Source organism: Ureibacillus chungkukjangi, assembly GCF_044795995.1.
GTDB classification, from domain to species: Bacteria; Bacillota; Bacilli; order Bacillales_A; family Planococcaceae; genus Ureibacillus; species Ureibacillus chungkukjangi.
Genome location: NZ_CP085009.1, coordinates 249,082 through 264,409, shown reverse-complemented (window position 1 = coordinate 264,409; position 15,328 = coordinate 249,082). Strand labels below are relative to the sequence as shown.

Genomic DNA, 15,328 nt, shown 5'->3' with positions numbered 1-15,328 from the left:
TCAACCATTCCGTTAATAATCCTTAGAAAGGAGGTGATCCAGCCGCACCTTCCGATACGGCTACCTTGTTACGACTTCACCCCAATCATCTGTCCCACCTTCGACGGCTGGCTCCCAAAAGGGTTACCCCACCGGCTTCGGGTGTTACAAACTCTCGTGGTGTGACGGGCGGTGTGTACAAGGCCCGGGAACGTATTCACCGCGGCATGCTGATCCGCGATTACTAGCGATTCCGGCTTCATGTAGGCGAGTTGCAGCCTACAATCCGAACTGAGAACGGTTTTATCGGATTAGCTCCCCCTCGCGGGTTGGCAACCGTTTGTACCGTCCATTGTAGCACGTGTGTAGCCCAGGTCATAAGGGGCATGATGATTTGACGTCATCCCCACCTTCCTCCGGTTTGTCACCGGCAGTCTCCTTAGAGTGCCCAACTAAATGATGGCAACTAAGAACAAGGGTTGCGCTCGTTGCGGGACTTAACCCAACATCTCACGACACGAGCTGACGACAACCATGCACCACCTGTCACCACTGTCCCCGAAGGGAAAGCTATGTCTCCATAGCGGTCAATGGGATGTCAAGACCTGGTAAGGTTCTTCGCGTTGCTTCGAATTAAACCACATGCTCCACCGCTTGTGCGGGCCCCCGTCAATTCCTTTGAGTTTCAGTCTTGCGACCGTACTCCCCAGGCGGAGTGCTTAATGCGTTAGCTGCAGCACTAAGGGGCGGAAACCCCCTAACACTTAGCACTCATCGTTTACGGCGTGGACTACCAGGGTATCTAATCCTGTTTGCTCCCCACGCTTTCGCGCCTCAGTGTCAGTTACAGACCAGAAAGTCGCCTTCGCCACTGGTGTTCCTCCAAATCTCTACGCATTTCACCGCTACACTTGGAATTCCACTTTCCTCTTCTGCACTCAAGTCCCCCAGTTTCCAATGACCCTCCACGGTTGAGCCGTGGGCTTTCACATCAGACTTAAAGGACCACCTGCGCGCGCTTTACGCCCAATAATTCCGGACAACGCTTGCCACCTACGTATTACCGCGGCTGCTGGCACGTAGTTAGCCGTGGCTTTCTAATAAGGTACCGTCAAGGTACAGCCAGTTACTACTGTACTTGTTCTTCCCTTACAACAGAGTTTTACGATCCGAAAACCTTCTTCACTCACGCGGCGTTGCTCCATCAGGCTTTCGCCCATTGTGGAAGATTCCCTACTGCTGCCTCCCGTAGGAGTCTGGGCCGTGTCTCAGTCCCAGTGTGGCCGATCACCCTCTCAGGTCGGCTACGCATCGTCGCCTTGGTGAGCCGTTACCTCACCAACTAGCTAATGCGCCGCGGGCCCATCCTATAGCGATAGCGTAAACCATCTTTCAACATTCCAACAGGAGAAGGAATGTATTATTCGGTATTAGCCCCGGTTTCCCGGAGTTATCCCCAACTATAGGGCAGGTTGCCCACGTGTTACTCACCCGTCCGCCGCTAACTTTAGAAAAGCAAGCTTTTCTAAAGTCCGCTCGACTTGCATGTATTAGGCACGCCGCCAGCGTTCGTCCTGAGCCAGGATCAAACTCTCCATAAAAGAGAAAATTTGATAAAGCTCAAATTTTGTGCTGGCATCAATTTTGATGTCCAAAATTTCGTTTCTCTAATTTAATAGAAGAAACTATGTTCATTAACGTTTTGTTGTTCAGTTTTCAAGGTTCACACTGCCGTCATTTCTCTACAGCAACTTTAATATAGTATCACATCTTCTCTCGAAGTGTCAAACACTTTTTTAAAAAAGTTTTAACAGTTATTCGAGACAACTTTTATATATTATCAACTTATCGAATCGATGTCAATTACTTTTTTTCGAGTTCAATTAAGTTTTCATCACGTCACCGTAGCGACTTTTACTATATTACATGTCTAAATAATACATGTCAACACTTTTATAGCAATTTAGTTACTAACCTTCTGGAAGATTTCAAAACGATGTATCACTCAAATTAGTTCCTTCCATATAGAAGGAATAAATTTGTACTCATATTATTTCAAACCTTCCTTATCAAACTTTTACTTCTAAAATAAAAGCGCAGACATAGTCAACAAGACTTTGCCTACGCATAAAATTAATTAATAACTTTATAAATTCTGTTCATACCATTGCTTACCCGCTTGAACCTCAGTCATTGTTAATTGGTGTCCACGATCTTCCCAGTGTACTTCTACCGAGGCACCAGCTGAATCTAATATTCGTTGTAGCTCCAAGGATTCTTGCTGTGGACAAATCGGATCATTTGTTCCAGCAGTGATAAGCACTTTAGTTTCTTTTAAATCTGGTAAATCAATTCCACGTCTTGGCACCATTGGGTGATGTAAAATTGCACCCTTTAAAGCGTCTTTATAATGGAATAAAAGACTAGCGGCAATATTAGCTCCATTTGAATACCCAATCGCTACGATATTTTGACGATCAAATTTATATTCCTTTGAGGCATTTTCTAGAAACTCATTTAATTCCTTAGTACGGAAAATTAAATCCTCTTCATCGAAAATACCTTCTGCTAAACGTCGGAAGAATCGCGGCATTCCATTTTCTAAAACATTTCCTCTAACACTTAACACTGAAGCTTCAGGGTCTACAATATCAGCTAAAGCTAATAGACCGTTTTCATCTCCACCTGTACCGTGTAATAAAAGCAATACCGGTTTAGTTGGATTAGTACCTTCTTTAAATATATGCTTCATAATTTCTCCACCTTATTCAAATTATTTCGGTCTTTCAATTGAGAAAAATTCTCCTAATTTTGCATAATCAGCACCAGCTAATCGACTAACTGGATTGAGCATCCCAGCAGTTATTCGACCATTCGCCTCATAAATTCCTTCATCTAAATGAAATTGAATCACTTCACCTATGAATAGATCACAAATAACCTTACCATCCTTTTCTATAGGAATTACTTTTACAAGATTACATTCCATTCGGACTTTCGCTTCCATTACACCTGGTACGCTTATCTTTTCACTTTGAACCTCGGTCAAATTAGCAAGCTCCAACTCGCTTTTATTATATGGTAGTGGAGCAGCGGTTTCATTTACCTTCGCCACGTTCTCCTCATCTACAATATGAACAACGAATTCCCCATTGCTCTCTATATTTCGGGCTGTGTCCTTTACGACACTCCCCTCTCTTTGTATGGATAAGGAAATCATAGGAGGGGATGCAGTTACAATATTGAAATAGCTAAATGGTGCTCCATTTACAATCAGCTCATCAGAAATTGTTGTTACAAAAGCAATCGGTCTTGGAATAATTGTGCCTTTTAATATTTTTGCAGCCTCATGCTCACTCATAGCTTTGGGATTTAGAGAAATCATAGATATCGCTCCTTATTACTTAGTCAAGCGGTTTCACTTCAATTGGTATAAGCGACATTTCCAAACGGTCTCGGAATTGTTCGTATTGTTCTGGAAGCATCAATTGTGTACCCATTGTTTCATACGATTCATCATGAGCAAAGCCTGGAGGATCAGTCGCTATTTCAAATAAGATTTCCCCAGACTCTCGGAAGTAAATTGCATTAAAATAATTACGATCTTTTATTTCAGTTACGCGTTGTCCATGGTTCATAGCATAGTCTTGCCATTCTTGATGATCTGCATCGTCTTTTGCACGCCATGCAATATGGTGAACCGTACCTACACCCATCGTCCCTCGCACACCTGTAGTCATTTTCACATCTATAATGTTGCCGATATCAGCGGTTGCTTTAAAGCGAGTATAGTCTCCTTCTGTTCCTACCACTTCAAGACCCATAACATCCACTAATGTTGAAGCAGTTTCTTCTGGGCTAGCAGAGTATAAAATCGCTCCGCCGAAACCTTTAATAGCAACTTCCTTTGAAACGCCCCCAAATGTCCATGGGTTTAGTTCACCTTCTTCTCGTTCAACAATTTCAAGATGTAAACCATGCGGATCGTCAAACTGAAGATAGTTTTCGCCGAATCGTACTGCTTCTATATATTCAATATCAAATTTTGTTAAGCGATTTCTCCAAAAATCAATTGAGCCAGAGGGTACTACATAAGTAGTTACCCCTACTTGACCATCCCCTATCCTCCCTTGATAGGCATTCGCCCATGGAAAGAAGGTAATGATAGAACCCGGTTTACCTCCCGCGTTTCCAAAATATAAATGATATGTTCCTGGATCATCAAAATTAACGGTTTGTTTTACGAGTCGTAAGCCTAGTACACCTACATAGAAGTCTATATTTTCTTGGGGATGCCCTACAATTGCAGTTATGTGGTGTATCCCTGTTGTATGTTTTTTCATCATGATTTGCCTCCCTCTATAAATGTTGATATATCAACGGTTTAACCCGTTTTTATCAATTCATAAAATTATTTTTTATAGATTTATATTTTAGTATTTTACAGTACTTCAATTGATTTACAGTTTTGGGATACGCTTCGCTAAAGCTAATTGGTAGTAATTAACTTTCAGTTCCAATATGTGATGCACAATTGGATCTCTGCGATGCTTATGATGACGTACCCTCCCATGTCTCTTGGCGTCTAGCGCATACATTCCTTCGTGCGGTCTATTCATAAGGCAGAGGCTGGCGATGCTCCTATAGGGACTCGTAGTCGGATGGGATAAATAATGCCGGCTTCTCCGTGTCATCCTTCTGTTTTAGTTCGAGCTAAGATGTTGCTTAGGCTGCCCTTTCGAGACAATAAAGATTTTTCATCATTTGTTGTTCATCAAACTGTATTTTTTTCTTACATAAAGCGTGTAAAATCTTCAGTAATTTCCCACAAAGCACGACAATCGATTGCTTCTTTCGAAGCGGGTTGATGGTGCGTGTAGTGTAATATTCATGTAATTGCTTAAAGGCTTGGTTATGACGAATTAACGGTATCATGACACGGAATAAGAGAGCTCGTAGCTTCCTTCTACCTCGTTTAGAAATGCGTTTCTGACCCTTGTGCTGCCCAGATGAGTTTTCACGTAATGTAAGTCCCGCTAGTTTGATTATTTGGCGTGGATGCTCATATTGCGTGAGAGAACCGACTTCTGAAAGCAGATCGACAATCGTAATATCGCCAATGCCTGGTACAGACGCTAAGTACTCATAATCCTTCATTTGTTTGGCTAATTCGCCTAATTGTTCATTTAGCGTGTCAAGCTGCTCTTGCAATAAATGGTGCTGTTGAAGGAGTGTGGCGATTTCTATTCGTGCCATCACAAGGCCTTCTGTCAGCCCAATGGAGTGCTGAGCCACCTCGACTAACTGCTTCGCCTTAGGTAACTGAGGTGATTTCATGCCCTCTACTTGGCGATATAAAAACAATAATTCTTCCGGTGTTTTCCCTTGAATATCTACTGGAAGAGGCGTTTTTTCTAGTACCGCATACGCCATCTTTCCGAAATTTTTAAATACCTTCGTGAATTCAGGGAAGAACCGATCAATCCAACGTACAATGCGATTTTGAAGTGCATTGAGGTCTTCTTGAATTTTCGAACGCAATGTTGCCCCGTTGCGTAATTCAGCTTCTACGCCTTCAAGTAGTCGTGGATAGCTGAAGCGACCATCCCGCATTAAACGGGCGATGACAAGCGCATCCTTTTGGTCATTCTTTGTTTGAAGATTATCGTCTAACTCTTTTGAACGATTGACATGTAACGGATTTACCATCACAAATGGAATCCCATAGTTCGTTAAAAACGTAGCTAAGTTCATCCAGTAGTGTCCGGTTGGTTCGAAGCCAACGATAATATCCTGTTTTCCATGTATTGATTTTAAAGCGAGTAAGTGCGTGTAAAACGCTTCAAATCCATCCCGTGATTGTGTGACGGGGAATGATTTTTGGAGCACACGCCCTCGTTCATCAATCGCACAGGCATAATGTTTATGCTTGGCGATATCGATGCCGATTACTAAAGTATTTTCAGAAACTTGATTAATTTTATGGTTCGTATTAGAATTCATAACGTAAGTCCTCTCTGTAGATGTTCGAGTCAATTTTCCGGTTGACACTCAAGCATCATACAAGAGGGCTTTTTTTATTTCAAGTCCCCGAAAATCCTTCTAACAGGAATGCTCCTATATAATACGTCAGCATAAAATCTGAGTACATCCTTCAAACAATTTAATTGATTTGCTCAAACTTCATGCACTTAAAATTTCTAATCTTACTTACAACACGTACACAACCTATGTGTACATGTTGTAATTGTAAGAAATCCGTTTACTTCATTCTTTAGTCGATACTTTTCTGACCTTACCCGGAGCTAATTGAGCACCTTCCACTTTTCTTTTAACGAATTGTTTTTAGAGCTGTCGCCCAAGGAATTACTTGGTCTAGCATTTGATTTACTGAATCCGCTTGAACTTCCTTCGGCTTGAAGTCGGTACCATTTTCAAAATCTGTGAATAAAGATAACGCTGGGTGTACACGTACATCGGCTACTAATAATTCACCTAAGATTCCGCGTAAGTGTTCTGCTGCACGAGCTCCGCCAACGGAACCATAAGATACGATACCAGCAGCTTTGTTATTCCATTCCTCACGTAAGTAATCTAATGCATTTTTAAGAGCTCCTGAAATTGAATGGTTATATTCTTGCACGATAAATACAAAGCCATCTTGAGCTCCTACTGCCTGTGACCAAGCTGCTGCTCCTGAAGCATCTCCCGCTTCGCCTAGTAGTGGCAATTTATAATCAGCGATATCAATGATTGTATAGTTTGCATCACCGCGTTTGTCTGCTAATTCTTTAACCCAAGCACCAACTTGCGGGCTTACACGTCCATCACGTGTCGATCCTAAAATAATCCCTATGTTTAATTTAGTCATTGTTTGTTCTTCCTCCTGTTTTTTACCGAATAATTTATCTAAAAACCCCATATTCCTTGTTTCCTCCTTATTCGTATTCCTTGTCAAAATGCTTTGTACTACGAACTGTATCGATTGGTCTTACTAATTTTTCAATTTGGTCACGTTTTTCTTCAAAGAACGGAGGTAATGCTAGTTTTTCACCGAGCGTTTCGTATGGTTCATCTCCCATAAAGCCAGGTCCATCTGTTGCTAGTTCAAATAAAATTGAAGGGGCAACATTTGAATATAAAGAGCCGAAATAGAAGCGTTCTACGTAACCTGAGTTTGGTAATTTGAAGCTTTGCAGACGTTGCTGCCAGGCTTCTAAATCCGCACGATCATCAACGCGGAATGCCGTATGATGAACTGTGCCAAAACCTTGTCTAGCTTGAGGAAGCACTGTGTTGTATTCAACGATTACCTGTGCCCCATTTCCACCCTCACCCATTTCAAATAAGTGGAACGAATCTTCTGCTGCTACTTCTCTCATAAAGAACACTTTTTCGAGAACCTCTTTGAAATAGTCAAAGTAGGAAGTTCGAACAAAGATTGGGCCTAATCCTGTAATGGCGTATTCTAGAGGGATTGGTCCCTTTTGCCACGGTGTTCCCGACTCTACTCCTTCATTGAACTCATCCGAAATCAACTGATATTGTTGGTCGTCAAAATCCACGAAGCCTAAAACCTTCTTACCGAATTGTTCTTTAATTCCCGTATGCTTTACGTCTAAACGATCAAAACGCTTTACCCAATACTCTAATGCAGTATCGTTTGGTACACGGAAGGATGTTTTAGAAATTTCATTTGTACCGTGAACACCCTTTGGAATACCAGGGAAATCAAAGAAGGTCATGTCCGTCCCAGGACTTCCAACGTCATCAGTAAAGTATAAATGGTATGTTTTAATATCATCTTGGTTAACAGTTTTCTTTACTAAGCGAAGACCCAGAGTATAAGTGAAGAAGTCATATATTTTTTCCGCACTACTTGTTATAGCCGTTACATGGTGAAGACCTTTTAGTTCATCCATTTTTATTCCTCCTACACAATTATCTCGAATTCGAGATATTAATATAAAAAAATTTTGTCCTATCAATATTATGGTTTGGTTTTTATATTTCATTCAAAGACTTAAAATATCTTCAATTCGAGATAATAATAACACCTGTTCAAGACTGTTGTCAATCTCATCACTTACTTCAAAGAGGAGAGCAACTCAAGTATATGAATTGCCCTCTTACCTCTATAAGTTAAGCAGCTGGGTTAACTTCTAATTCAACTTTGATTTTGATGTCTTTTCCTACTAATACGCCACCAGTTTCAAGAGCTGCGTTCCAAGTTAAGCCGAACTCTTCACGGTTGATTTTAGCTTCTGCTTCGAAACCATAAACCTCAACGCCCCATGGGTTTTTACCTTTACCGCCATACTCTACATCAAACGTTACTGGATTAGTTACACCCTTGATTGTTAAATCACCAGTCACTTTGTAGTCATCGCCGTCTTTAGTGATGCTTGTAGATTTGAAATCGATTGTTGGGAAGCTTTCTCCATCAAAGAAATCACCTGATTTTAAGTGATTGTCGCGGTCTTCGCTACGAGTGTTGATGCTAGTTACATCAAATTTAAATTCGATTGTTGCTGTAGTTAAATCAGCAAGATCCGCTGCTTCTACTTCTGCAGTATAAGCATCAAAAGTTCCTTTCACCTTTGAAACCATCATGTGTTTAACTTCAAAACCAACGCTTGAGTGTGATTGATCTACTGTCCATTTTGCCATTTTATATTCCTCCATTTTGTTTATCTCGAAATCGAGATATTATATTAAAAAAATAATTTACTTACTGTTTCAATGTTTATACTTAGAATTAATTTATCTCTAATTCGAGATAAATTTATCACATTTTAAATGCATCTGTCAATAAGGTTCCTTAACTTTTTAAACAAAATAAAAAAGTTGCCCTATAATAGAGCAACCTCATGTTTACTTCTTTTTTTGCTGTCTAGCGAATTTCTCCCATTGAACAAGGGATGGGTATGGGTCAAATGCCCACTCTGTGCGACCATTAAATTTGTACATTCCATAATGTAGATGAGGAGGGAATTTTCCAGAAGTACCTTCCTTCCCATATCCCGAGCTTCCCACTCCGCCAAGGAGCATTCCCGGTTCCACAATATCGCCCACTTTTAAATCTTTGTTGAAGTATGCTAAATGAGCATAGTAATGGTACGTATTGTGATTATCTCGTACACCTACTCGCCAGCCACCAAATTCATTCCATCCCATTACTTCAACAACACCATAGGATGTAGAAACTACTGGTGTACTATAGCCTGCAAAAATATCTGTACCTTCATGTATACGTCTTCCGCCCCAGCCACGATTGGCACCCCATGTTCCTCTATAGCTATAGTTGTAGCCACGTACAGGAACAGGGAAAACATGTATATCTAAATCAATGGTGTCGTAATGCTTATACATTTTAGTAATGGTGAGTATTTGTTTAACCACCTGTTCACTTTGGTAATAATCATATAAAGCCAGCTTGAAGTCCTCTTCAGTCGGGCCAAATTTACTTAGAAAATTTGCCATTGTGAACATTACATCCTCGTCATCATCACGACTTGCAATGCCATCACCATTCCCATCAAGTCCTAAACCGCCAAAATATTCGATTGAAAACGGCGAGGTATCATCTTGCTGCGGATTCAATGCTCCAGACCAATACTCTTTAGAAAACTGAATGGCAACGGTGCTTTCTCTTTTTGGAATGTCCGGTCTAACCGATTGGATGTTTCGCTCATATTGATCGATTGCAGCTAAATAATACCAAGGAATAATATGATCCTGATATTGTACATACATCGACATTCGCTGTTCTACTACCTGTTCCCTGGAAGGTGCTTCATTTGCATTTGCGACATCAGAAATGACTGTACTACTAACTAACATTAATATAAACCATGGAATCAAATGCCGGATCAAATAGAAACCTCCTTTCGTTTTTAGAATGTCCGAAAATTTTCAATCCATGAGTAATGAAATATTTGGCTTCTAATTTAGAAATTGAACTAAAATGAACAAGTAAATTCTTCACTAGTTAAAGCAAAATTTCTAATGTAAATATTTTGGTCAGTTTGTGGAATATTATTTGCAGAAGTTTTTGTCATTCCTTAGCTAACTTATAGGAAATAATACTTCAATATGGTAAGATGAGGTAAAAAATATAGGGGGAATTACCGTGGAAAATTTACAATCCGTTGAGCAATTTGAACAGCTAAAAGCAGAAGGAAAAACCATTTTTATGTTTTCAGCAGACTGGTGTGGGGATTGTCGCTTCATAGATCCTGTTATGCCTACTATTGAAGAGAAATATGCAGACACATATAAATTTGTAAAAGTAGACCGTGACGAATTCATCGACCTTTGTATACAGCTTGATGTGTTTGGAATCCCAAGCTTTGTTGCTTATAACAATAATGAAGAAACAGGCCGTTTTGTGAGTAAGGATCGTAAAACTCAAGAAGAAATCGAAGCATTTATCGATGGTTTAAAATAACAATCATGATTTTATCATCTGTGGGTACTATAAATGTACATTCAAAAAAGCGCCTTATAAAAGACGCTCTCTTCTATAGATGAATATAATAGCCGCAGAAAATAACATCCCCGACGCATTAGGCGAAGGGGGTTTTTCGCGCTTCATAAAAATAAATTTATATAAGTTCAAAATGTTTCGGGTTACTTTTTGGCTTTAAGAGCGCTTCGAACTAACCATGTCGCAGTTCTTGCTAAAATTTCCGTACGTAATTGCACTAGCTCTTCATATTCATAGAAGAATAAAAGCTTTTCTTCCTTTACGTTTTGCCCACTAGGTGTTTTCGTTAGAACAAAATGAGCAAAGGACTCCGAAAAATCCTCTTCAGGAGAGTACATTGCATATCTTGAAACATAAAAATCCTCTATTTTACCTTGTCCCCCCTGCTCCCAAAACCGCTTGTAGAAATTACTTAAATAGGCATTCTCATAAAAACACCCTGAATCCTTCAAAAATAACGAGGTACATCTTTTTTCAGGCACCCAATAATCAATTTGACTTTGATTTAAAGAGAGAAAGTGTGCATATTCATGTAAGTATGTAACAAGCGTTTCTGAAGCTAGCTCGATATCCTCATTATTCATTCCTAAAGTCCAAAATCTCCCGTATCTATCGTGCATCGATACATAGGCAAGAGTGTCACCACTTTCAAAAACCTCAAGTCGGTTAATTTCTTTTCTATATTGTTCAGGAACCAACCAGCTAAAGCTATACCAAAGATGTGAGTGATATTGCATCACTTCTTCAGTTACTGCTTGCTCCGTATAAATGACTTCTCCTTCATGATCAACATTATAGCTTGCGAGTAAGGTTATCCCTTCATTCCCAGTTGCAACAGATTCCTCATAAACTAATGAACCATAATCAGCTTCTAGATCTTCTACTACTCTATTCCCCCATTCAATGCAGGAACTATTATCGGTACACTCAATTTTTAACGAACAGGCTTTTTCTTCTTCAATATAGATTTCATTACTATAGCAAACATTCAATAACTCAATTTCGTCACTGGAAGTCTCCAATTCTAATATCTCTTCTTCTGGAACTTCTTTAACTGAACTTGCTTCAATCGCTGGTTTAGCATATACCGTAACAACTGGATTATCTTCCACTGACTCTTCACAACCTAACAAAAGTACAATGAAGGCAACTAAGAGAAAGTGGAAAAGCTTCAAAAGGGACTCGCCTCCTTTCATACGTCACACTATATATTACTAAAATTAACCAATTTAAATGAATGAAAATAGAAATGTTTTTGTCGCTTTCTTACTACAATTTACTTAAAAACTTCATAGTTATCGACATAAAAAAGTGCACCCTTTTAGATTCTAGCTAAGTGTGCACATTCTTCGTAAATTTTTTAATTATATCCTTTTTCATGAAACGGCTGCAGCTGATCTAACCACTTTTGTTCCATTGCCATTAGCGCATCTCTCTCGTTAAAGTACAAATCACCCTCATCCTTTTTCAAGGTTTCCAAAATTTTAAAGGAAAACGCTTCTTTACCAAACTCATTCCAATCAGATTGCAGTTCTTTATTTATATGAGTATTGTTATTGAGCGTAAATTTAACCCCATTAATGGTTTTTAAATTTCTTGTGCTTTCTACAAACACTTTACCATTAATATTATTTTTAATTTCATAGACACCAGCAACAATCGCAATCTCTTGATATTGATGCTTCAATTCTTTTTTTCTATCCATACGAGTATCTCCCTTCCGAATAATCTATTTTTTAACCCAGTAAGCACTGCCGTCTGCTTTTCTATCAAAAAAGCCATATTCGATTAGATATCTTCTTAACAATACGAAATCTTCATGTATCTCCTTCAAAATTCCGTTCATTTCCTTTTCTGTATAAACCGCAGCCTCATCAAATCGCTCTACAATCGCTCGTAAAATAACGATACGCTGCTTTTCTTTTGGAGGAAACTTTACTATTGGACCATTTAACCCTTGAGTAAAATACTTCTCCAGGATTTTCGTCTGTTCCTCAGTCGTAACAGAATAACGATCATCCACCATTGTTGCATGCTTATGTGGCGTCACAAAAGCTGGTGCATTCTGATCCTTTTCCTTTAATAGCTCCATAATCGCTAATAGTGTTTTCGCCTGACGTTCCTTCTCCTTCAATACAAAGCGATGATGGCGGATTGTCGAACTACTTCCGATTCCCATCTCTTCTTGTATTTCCTTATCACTCATACCTGTGTAAAAATGACGAAGAAGCGTTGTTTGATGCTCTGTCAGACCGGTGAATTTCTTATCCAACCCAACTAAATACTCGAACACAGATCCATGCTGTTGTTCAACATGCAGCCGAATAAATCGACTTGCTTCGTACAAAACCTTTCCCTGTGGATAAATCACACCTTTTTCGATTTGCTCTCCACATAAAAGACATGTATATCGATTTGCATCTTCTGTATAACCATCCTTCATTTCCTCTAATGTTGCATTCCAAAACAATTCTGATTGACTCATATACCACAACACCCTTCACTCTAAACAGAAATCACATTCGTTTACTAATTAAATAAACTAAAATGTAATACGTTTGTTTAATCACTAACAATTTATCAAAACGTTTAGAAACTGTCAAGGTTGAAATTGGGGAACTTATACATTTATACTTTCATAAAAAATAGAGTAACTAAGGAAATCCTCAGTTACTCTTCTAGATATGGTTTTATAGTAGCTCACATTAAGATAAACATAACTACTTATCTTTTTCCAATAACACGATCAACCCCGGTAATAGAATTCCTCGAATTAGGAAAGTATCCAACAGGATTCCAACTGCCACTATGAAGCCAAACACAAATAACAGTTCCATTGGTTGGGTCATAAGTACAGCAAAGGTTGCTGCAAGAATTACACCCGCAGATGATATAACCCCACCGGTGTTTGTAATTGCAATTTCTACCGCCTCTTTCACCGAGTGAGCCAATCTTTCCTCCTGGAACCTGGAAATAAGTATAATATTATAGTCAATTCCTAGGGCTACCAAGAAAACAAATGCATAAAGCGGCACTCGATCACTAATAGAACTTATATCAAAGAATAAATTACTCAAAAATAATCCAAGTCCTAAAGCTGCTAGGAAGGATATCAAAATCGTACCCATCATGTAAATCGGCATTTTAAATGACTTCGTTAAGAAAATTAGCATTATAAATATTAAAATAGTTTCTAACACTACAATAACGATAATGTCTCGATTATTAATATTTCTATCGTCAACCTTTGTAGCGGTTTCCCCTGCAAAATAGAGATTTCCTTCAACACTACTTTCAGTCAGAATTTCATCACCATTATTAATGATTTCTTCCATAGCATCGATGGTTTTATTAGCGTAAGGATTATCCTCAAAGGTTAGACTATAATTGATTACCTTTTGGTCTTCTGTTACAGCATTAATACGAACATCACTGACTTGGTTCTGTTTTGCTAGTATCCTTCTTAAATCTTCTACTTCTGCAGATTTTACTGCTTGCTCACTTTCAAATAAAACAGTTGTGGGTGCAAGAGTTCCTTTATCAAACTTTTCCTCTAATACTTCATAGCCTTGACGTGAAGGCATATCATCAGGAAAAGACTTCATAGTGTCGAATTCATACTTCAAGTTAAAAATATTACTTGTAGCTAACAATAAGATAATGCTAGATATAGCAACAGAAATACCTGGTTTTTTTGCAACAAATTTACCTACCTTTCCCCAAAGTGTCTCTTTGCGAGAAATTTGATCGTCAACTTTCGGGATTCTCGGCCAAAATGATTTTCTGCCGAATAAAGTAAATAGCGCTGGAATAAGCGTAATTGACGCAACCATGATAATAATCATCGTAGTGGCAAAAGTAGGTGCAAAATTACGATAGTCTCCTGATTCTGCAAAAAACAATACAAGCATCGCTACCAAGACAGTTCCACCAGAAAAGAAGACAGGCATACCCGTTTCCTTCATAGCAGCTCTCATAGCTTCATATTTACTCTCTTTAGTCTTCAATTCCTCACGGTAACGTGAGAAAACAAATAAAGAATAGTCGATAACTGCTGCAAATAAGAGAATGGACATTATCGATATAGTTTGACTACTCATCAATACTCCGTTTTTCCCCATAAGGCCAAGTATTTGTGTTACAACCAGATAGACAATAGCTGCACCTAAAAGTGGGATTACGGCCAATAAAGGGGATCTATAAATTACAATTAATAATACTAAAATAATGGCAACTGTTGAGAAAATCAGCACTAAATCTGCTCGTGTAAACAATTCAACAGTATCAGTAGCAATACCAGCTGGCCCCGTTACATATAAATCCAAATCTGAAGAATCTTTCACAATAACACTAATTGCATCAATTAAATCCTTCATTTGATCTGTTTCTAAAGAAGAATCAAACGTTAAAGGAATCAGGGCAGTTGTTTGGTCCTCTGAAAAAAACTCTGTTGCCGCTTGCGGTGGAATCTTCGATAACTGGACTACTTGTTGTAGCCCTTCAATTTTTTCACTTTCAATTAAATCTAGGATATTGGCAATGTCTAAATAGTTAACCTGTCTATTGTTTGATTGAAACACTAATATTGCCGGTATTCCCTTACTATCCTCAAAATATCTATCCACTTTTTCTTGAGAGATAATCGATTTTGCATCCTCTGGAAGTGTTTCTAATTTTGAAACCTGATAATCTCTCACACTCGGTGTGAATAGTGTTAAGCCAATTGTGATTATTAACCAAGTCGCTAAGGTTACATACATACCTTTTTTAGTTGTAACTCTGTCGGTGATTGCTTGTAGCAATTTCCTCATAATGAACTCCTTTCAAAATGGATTAACAAAAGTAACACAAGTGTCACTT

13 protein-coding genes and 1 rRNA gene are annotated in these 15,328 nt (G+C 38.9%); 1 reads left to right on the top strand and 13 read right to left on the bottom strand.

The annotated features are described in order from the left end of the window. Positions 1-26: 26 nt before the first annotated feature. The 9 genes from LG296_RS01205 to LG296_RS01165 all read right to left on the bottom strand — a co-directional run bounded on the left by LG296_RS01205 (position 27) and on the right by LG296_RS01165 (position 9,852). Positions 27-1,580, bottom strand: a 16S ribosomal RNA gene (locus LG296_RS01205). A 545-nt stretch (positions 1,581-2,125) separates the two neighbouring features. Beyond that, positions 2,126-2,731, bottom strand: a complete 606-nt coding sequence (locus tag LG296_RS01200; RefSeq protein WP_107937905.1) for an alpha/beta hydrolase — start codon at positions 2,729-2,731, stop codon at positions 2,126-2,128. Between the two features lie 21 nt (positions 2,732-2,752). Then, complete coding sequence (locus LG296_RS01195) at positions 2,753-3,364, bottom strand: flavin reductase family protein (RefSeq protein ID WP_107937904.1); 612 nt, start codon at positions 3,362-3,364, stop codon at positions 2,753-2,755. Positions 3,365-3,383: 19 nt separating this feature from the next. Then, positions 3,384-4,322, bottom strand: coding sequence for a ring-cleaving dioxygenase (locus tag LG296_RS01190; RefSeq protein WP_107937906.1), 939 nt, complete (start codon positions 4,320-4,322; stop codon positions 3,384-3,386). Positions 4,323-4,704: 382 nt separating this feature from the next. Then, on the bottom strand, positions 4,705-5,982 hold the full coding sequence (locus tag LG296_RS01185) for an IS110 family transposase (protein WP_107937931.1): 1,278 nt from the start codon (positions 5,980-5,982) through the stop codon (positions 4,705-4,707). Between the two features lie 328 nt (positions 5,983-6,310). Then, positions 6,311-6,901 carry an NADPH-dependent FMN reductase gene (locus LG296_RS01180; protein ID WP_107937613.1) on the bottom strand — a complete coding sequence of 197 codons (591 nt, stop codon included), beginning with the start codon at positions 6,899-6,901 and terminating at the stop codon, positions 6,311-6,313. 16 nt (positions 6,902-6,917) lie between these two features. Continuing rightward, on the bottom strand, positions 6,918-7,901 hold the full coding sequence (locus tag LG296_RS01175; RefSeq protein WP_107937611.1) for a ring-cleaving dioxygenase: 984 nt from the start codon (positions 7,899-7,901) through the stop codon (positions 6,918-6,920). Between the two features lie 220 nt (positions 7,902-8,121). Then, complete coding sequence (locus tag LG296_RS01170) at positions 8,122-8,649, bottom strand: YceI family protein (protein ID WP_107937609.1); 528 nt, start codon at positions 8,647-8,649, stop codon at positions 8,122-8,124. 204 nt (positions 8,650-8,853) lie between these two features. Further along, positions 8,854-9,852 carry a M23 family metallopeptidase gene (locus tag LG296_RS01165; RefSeq protein WP_404427954.1) on the bottom strand — a complete coding sequence of 333 codons (999 nt, stop codon included), beginning with the start codon at positions 9,850-9,852 and terminating at the stop codon, positions 8,854-8,856. Between the two features lie 259 nt (positions 9,853-10,111). On the opposite strand from LG296_RS01165, the gene LG296_RS01160 reads away from it, so the two are divergent. Next, positions 10,112-10,429: a co-chaperone YbbN gene (locus tag LG296_RS01160; RefSeq protein WP_107937607.1), complete on the top strand. Its 318-nt coding sequence runs from the start codon at positions 10,112-10,114 to the stop codon at positions 10,427-10,429. A 182-nt stretch (positions 10,430-10,611) separates the two neighbouring features. Here the strand turns inward: LG296_RS01160 and LG296_RS01155 are convergent, their stop codons facing one another. The 4 genes from LG296_RS01155 to LG296_RS01140 all read right to left on the bottom strand — a co-directional run bounded on the left by LG296_RS01155 (position 10,612) and on the right by LG296_RS01140 (position 15,279). Continuing rightward, the gene (locus LG296_RS01155) at positions 10,612-11,643 is read right to left on the bottom strand and encodes a hypothetical protein (protein ID WP_181418116.1); all 1,032 of its coding nucleotides are present in this window, start codon (positions 11,641-11,643) and stop codon (positions 10,612-10,614) included. A 185-nt stretch (positions 11,644-11,828) separates the two neighbouring features. After that, complete coding sequence (locus LG296_RS01150) at positions 11,829-12,173, bottom strand: GIY-YIG nuclease family protein (protein WP_107937603.1); 345 nt, start codon at positions 12,171-12,173, stop codon at positions 11,829-11,831. 24 nt (positions 12,174-12,197) lie between these two features. Then, on the bottom strand, positions 12,198-12,953 hold the full coding sequence (locus LG296_RS01145) for a DUF2087 domain-containing protein (RefSeq protein ID WP_107937601.1): 756 nt from the start codon (positions 12,951-12,953) through the stop codon (positions 12,198-12,200). A gap of 235 nt (positions 12,954-13,188) precedes the next feature. Next, positions 13,189-15,279 (bottom strand): MMPL family transporter, encoded by a 2,091-nt coding sequence (locus LG296_RS01140; RefSeq protein ID WP_107937599.1) that lies wholly within the window; start codon positions 15,277-15,279, stop codon positions 13,189-13,191. Positions 15,280-15,328 lie beyond the last annotated feature (49 nt).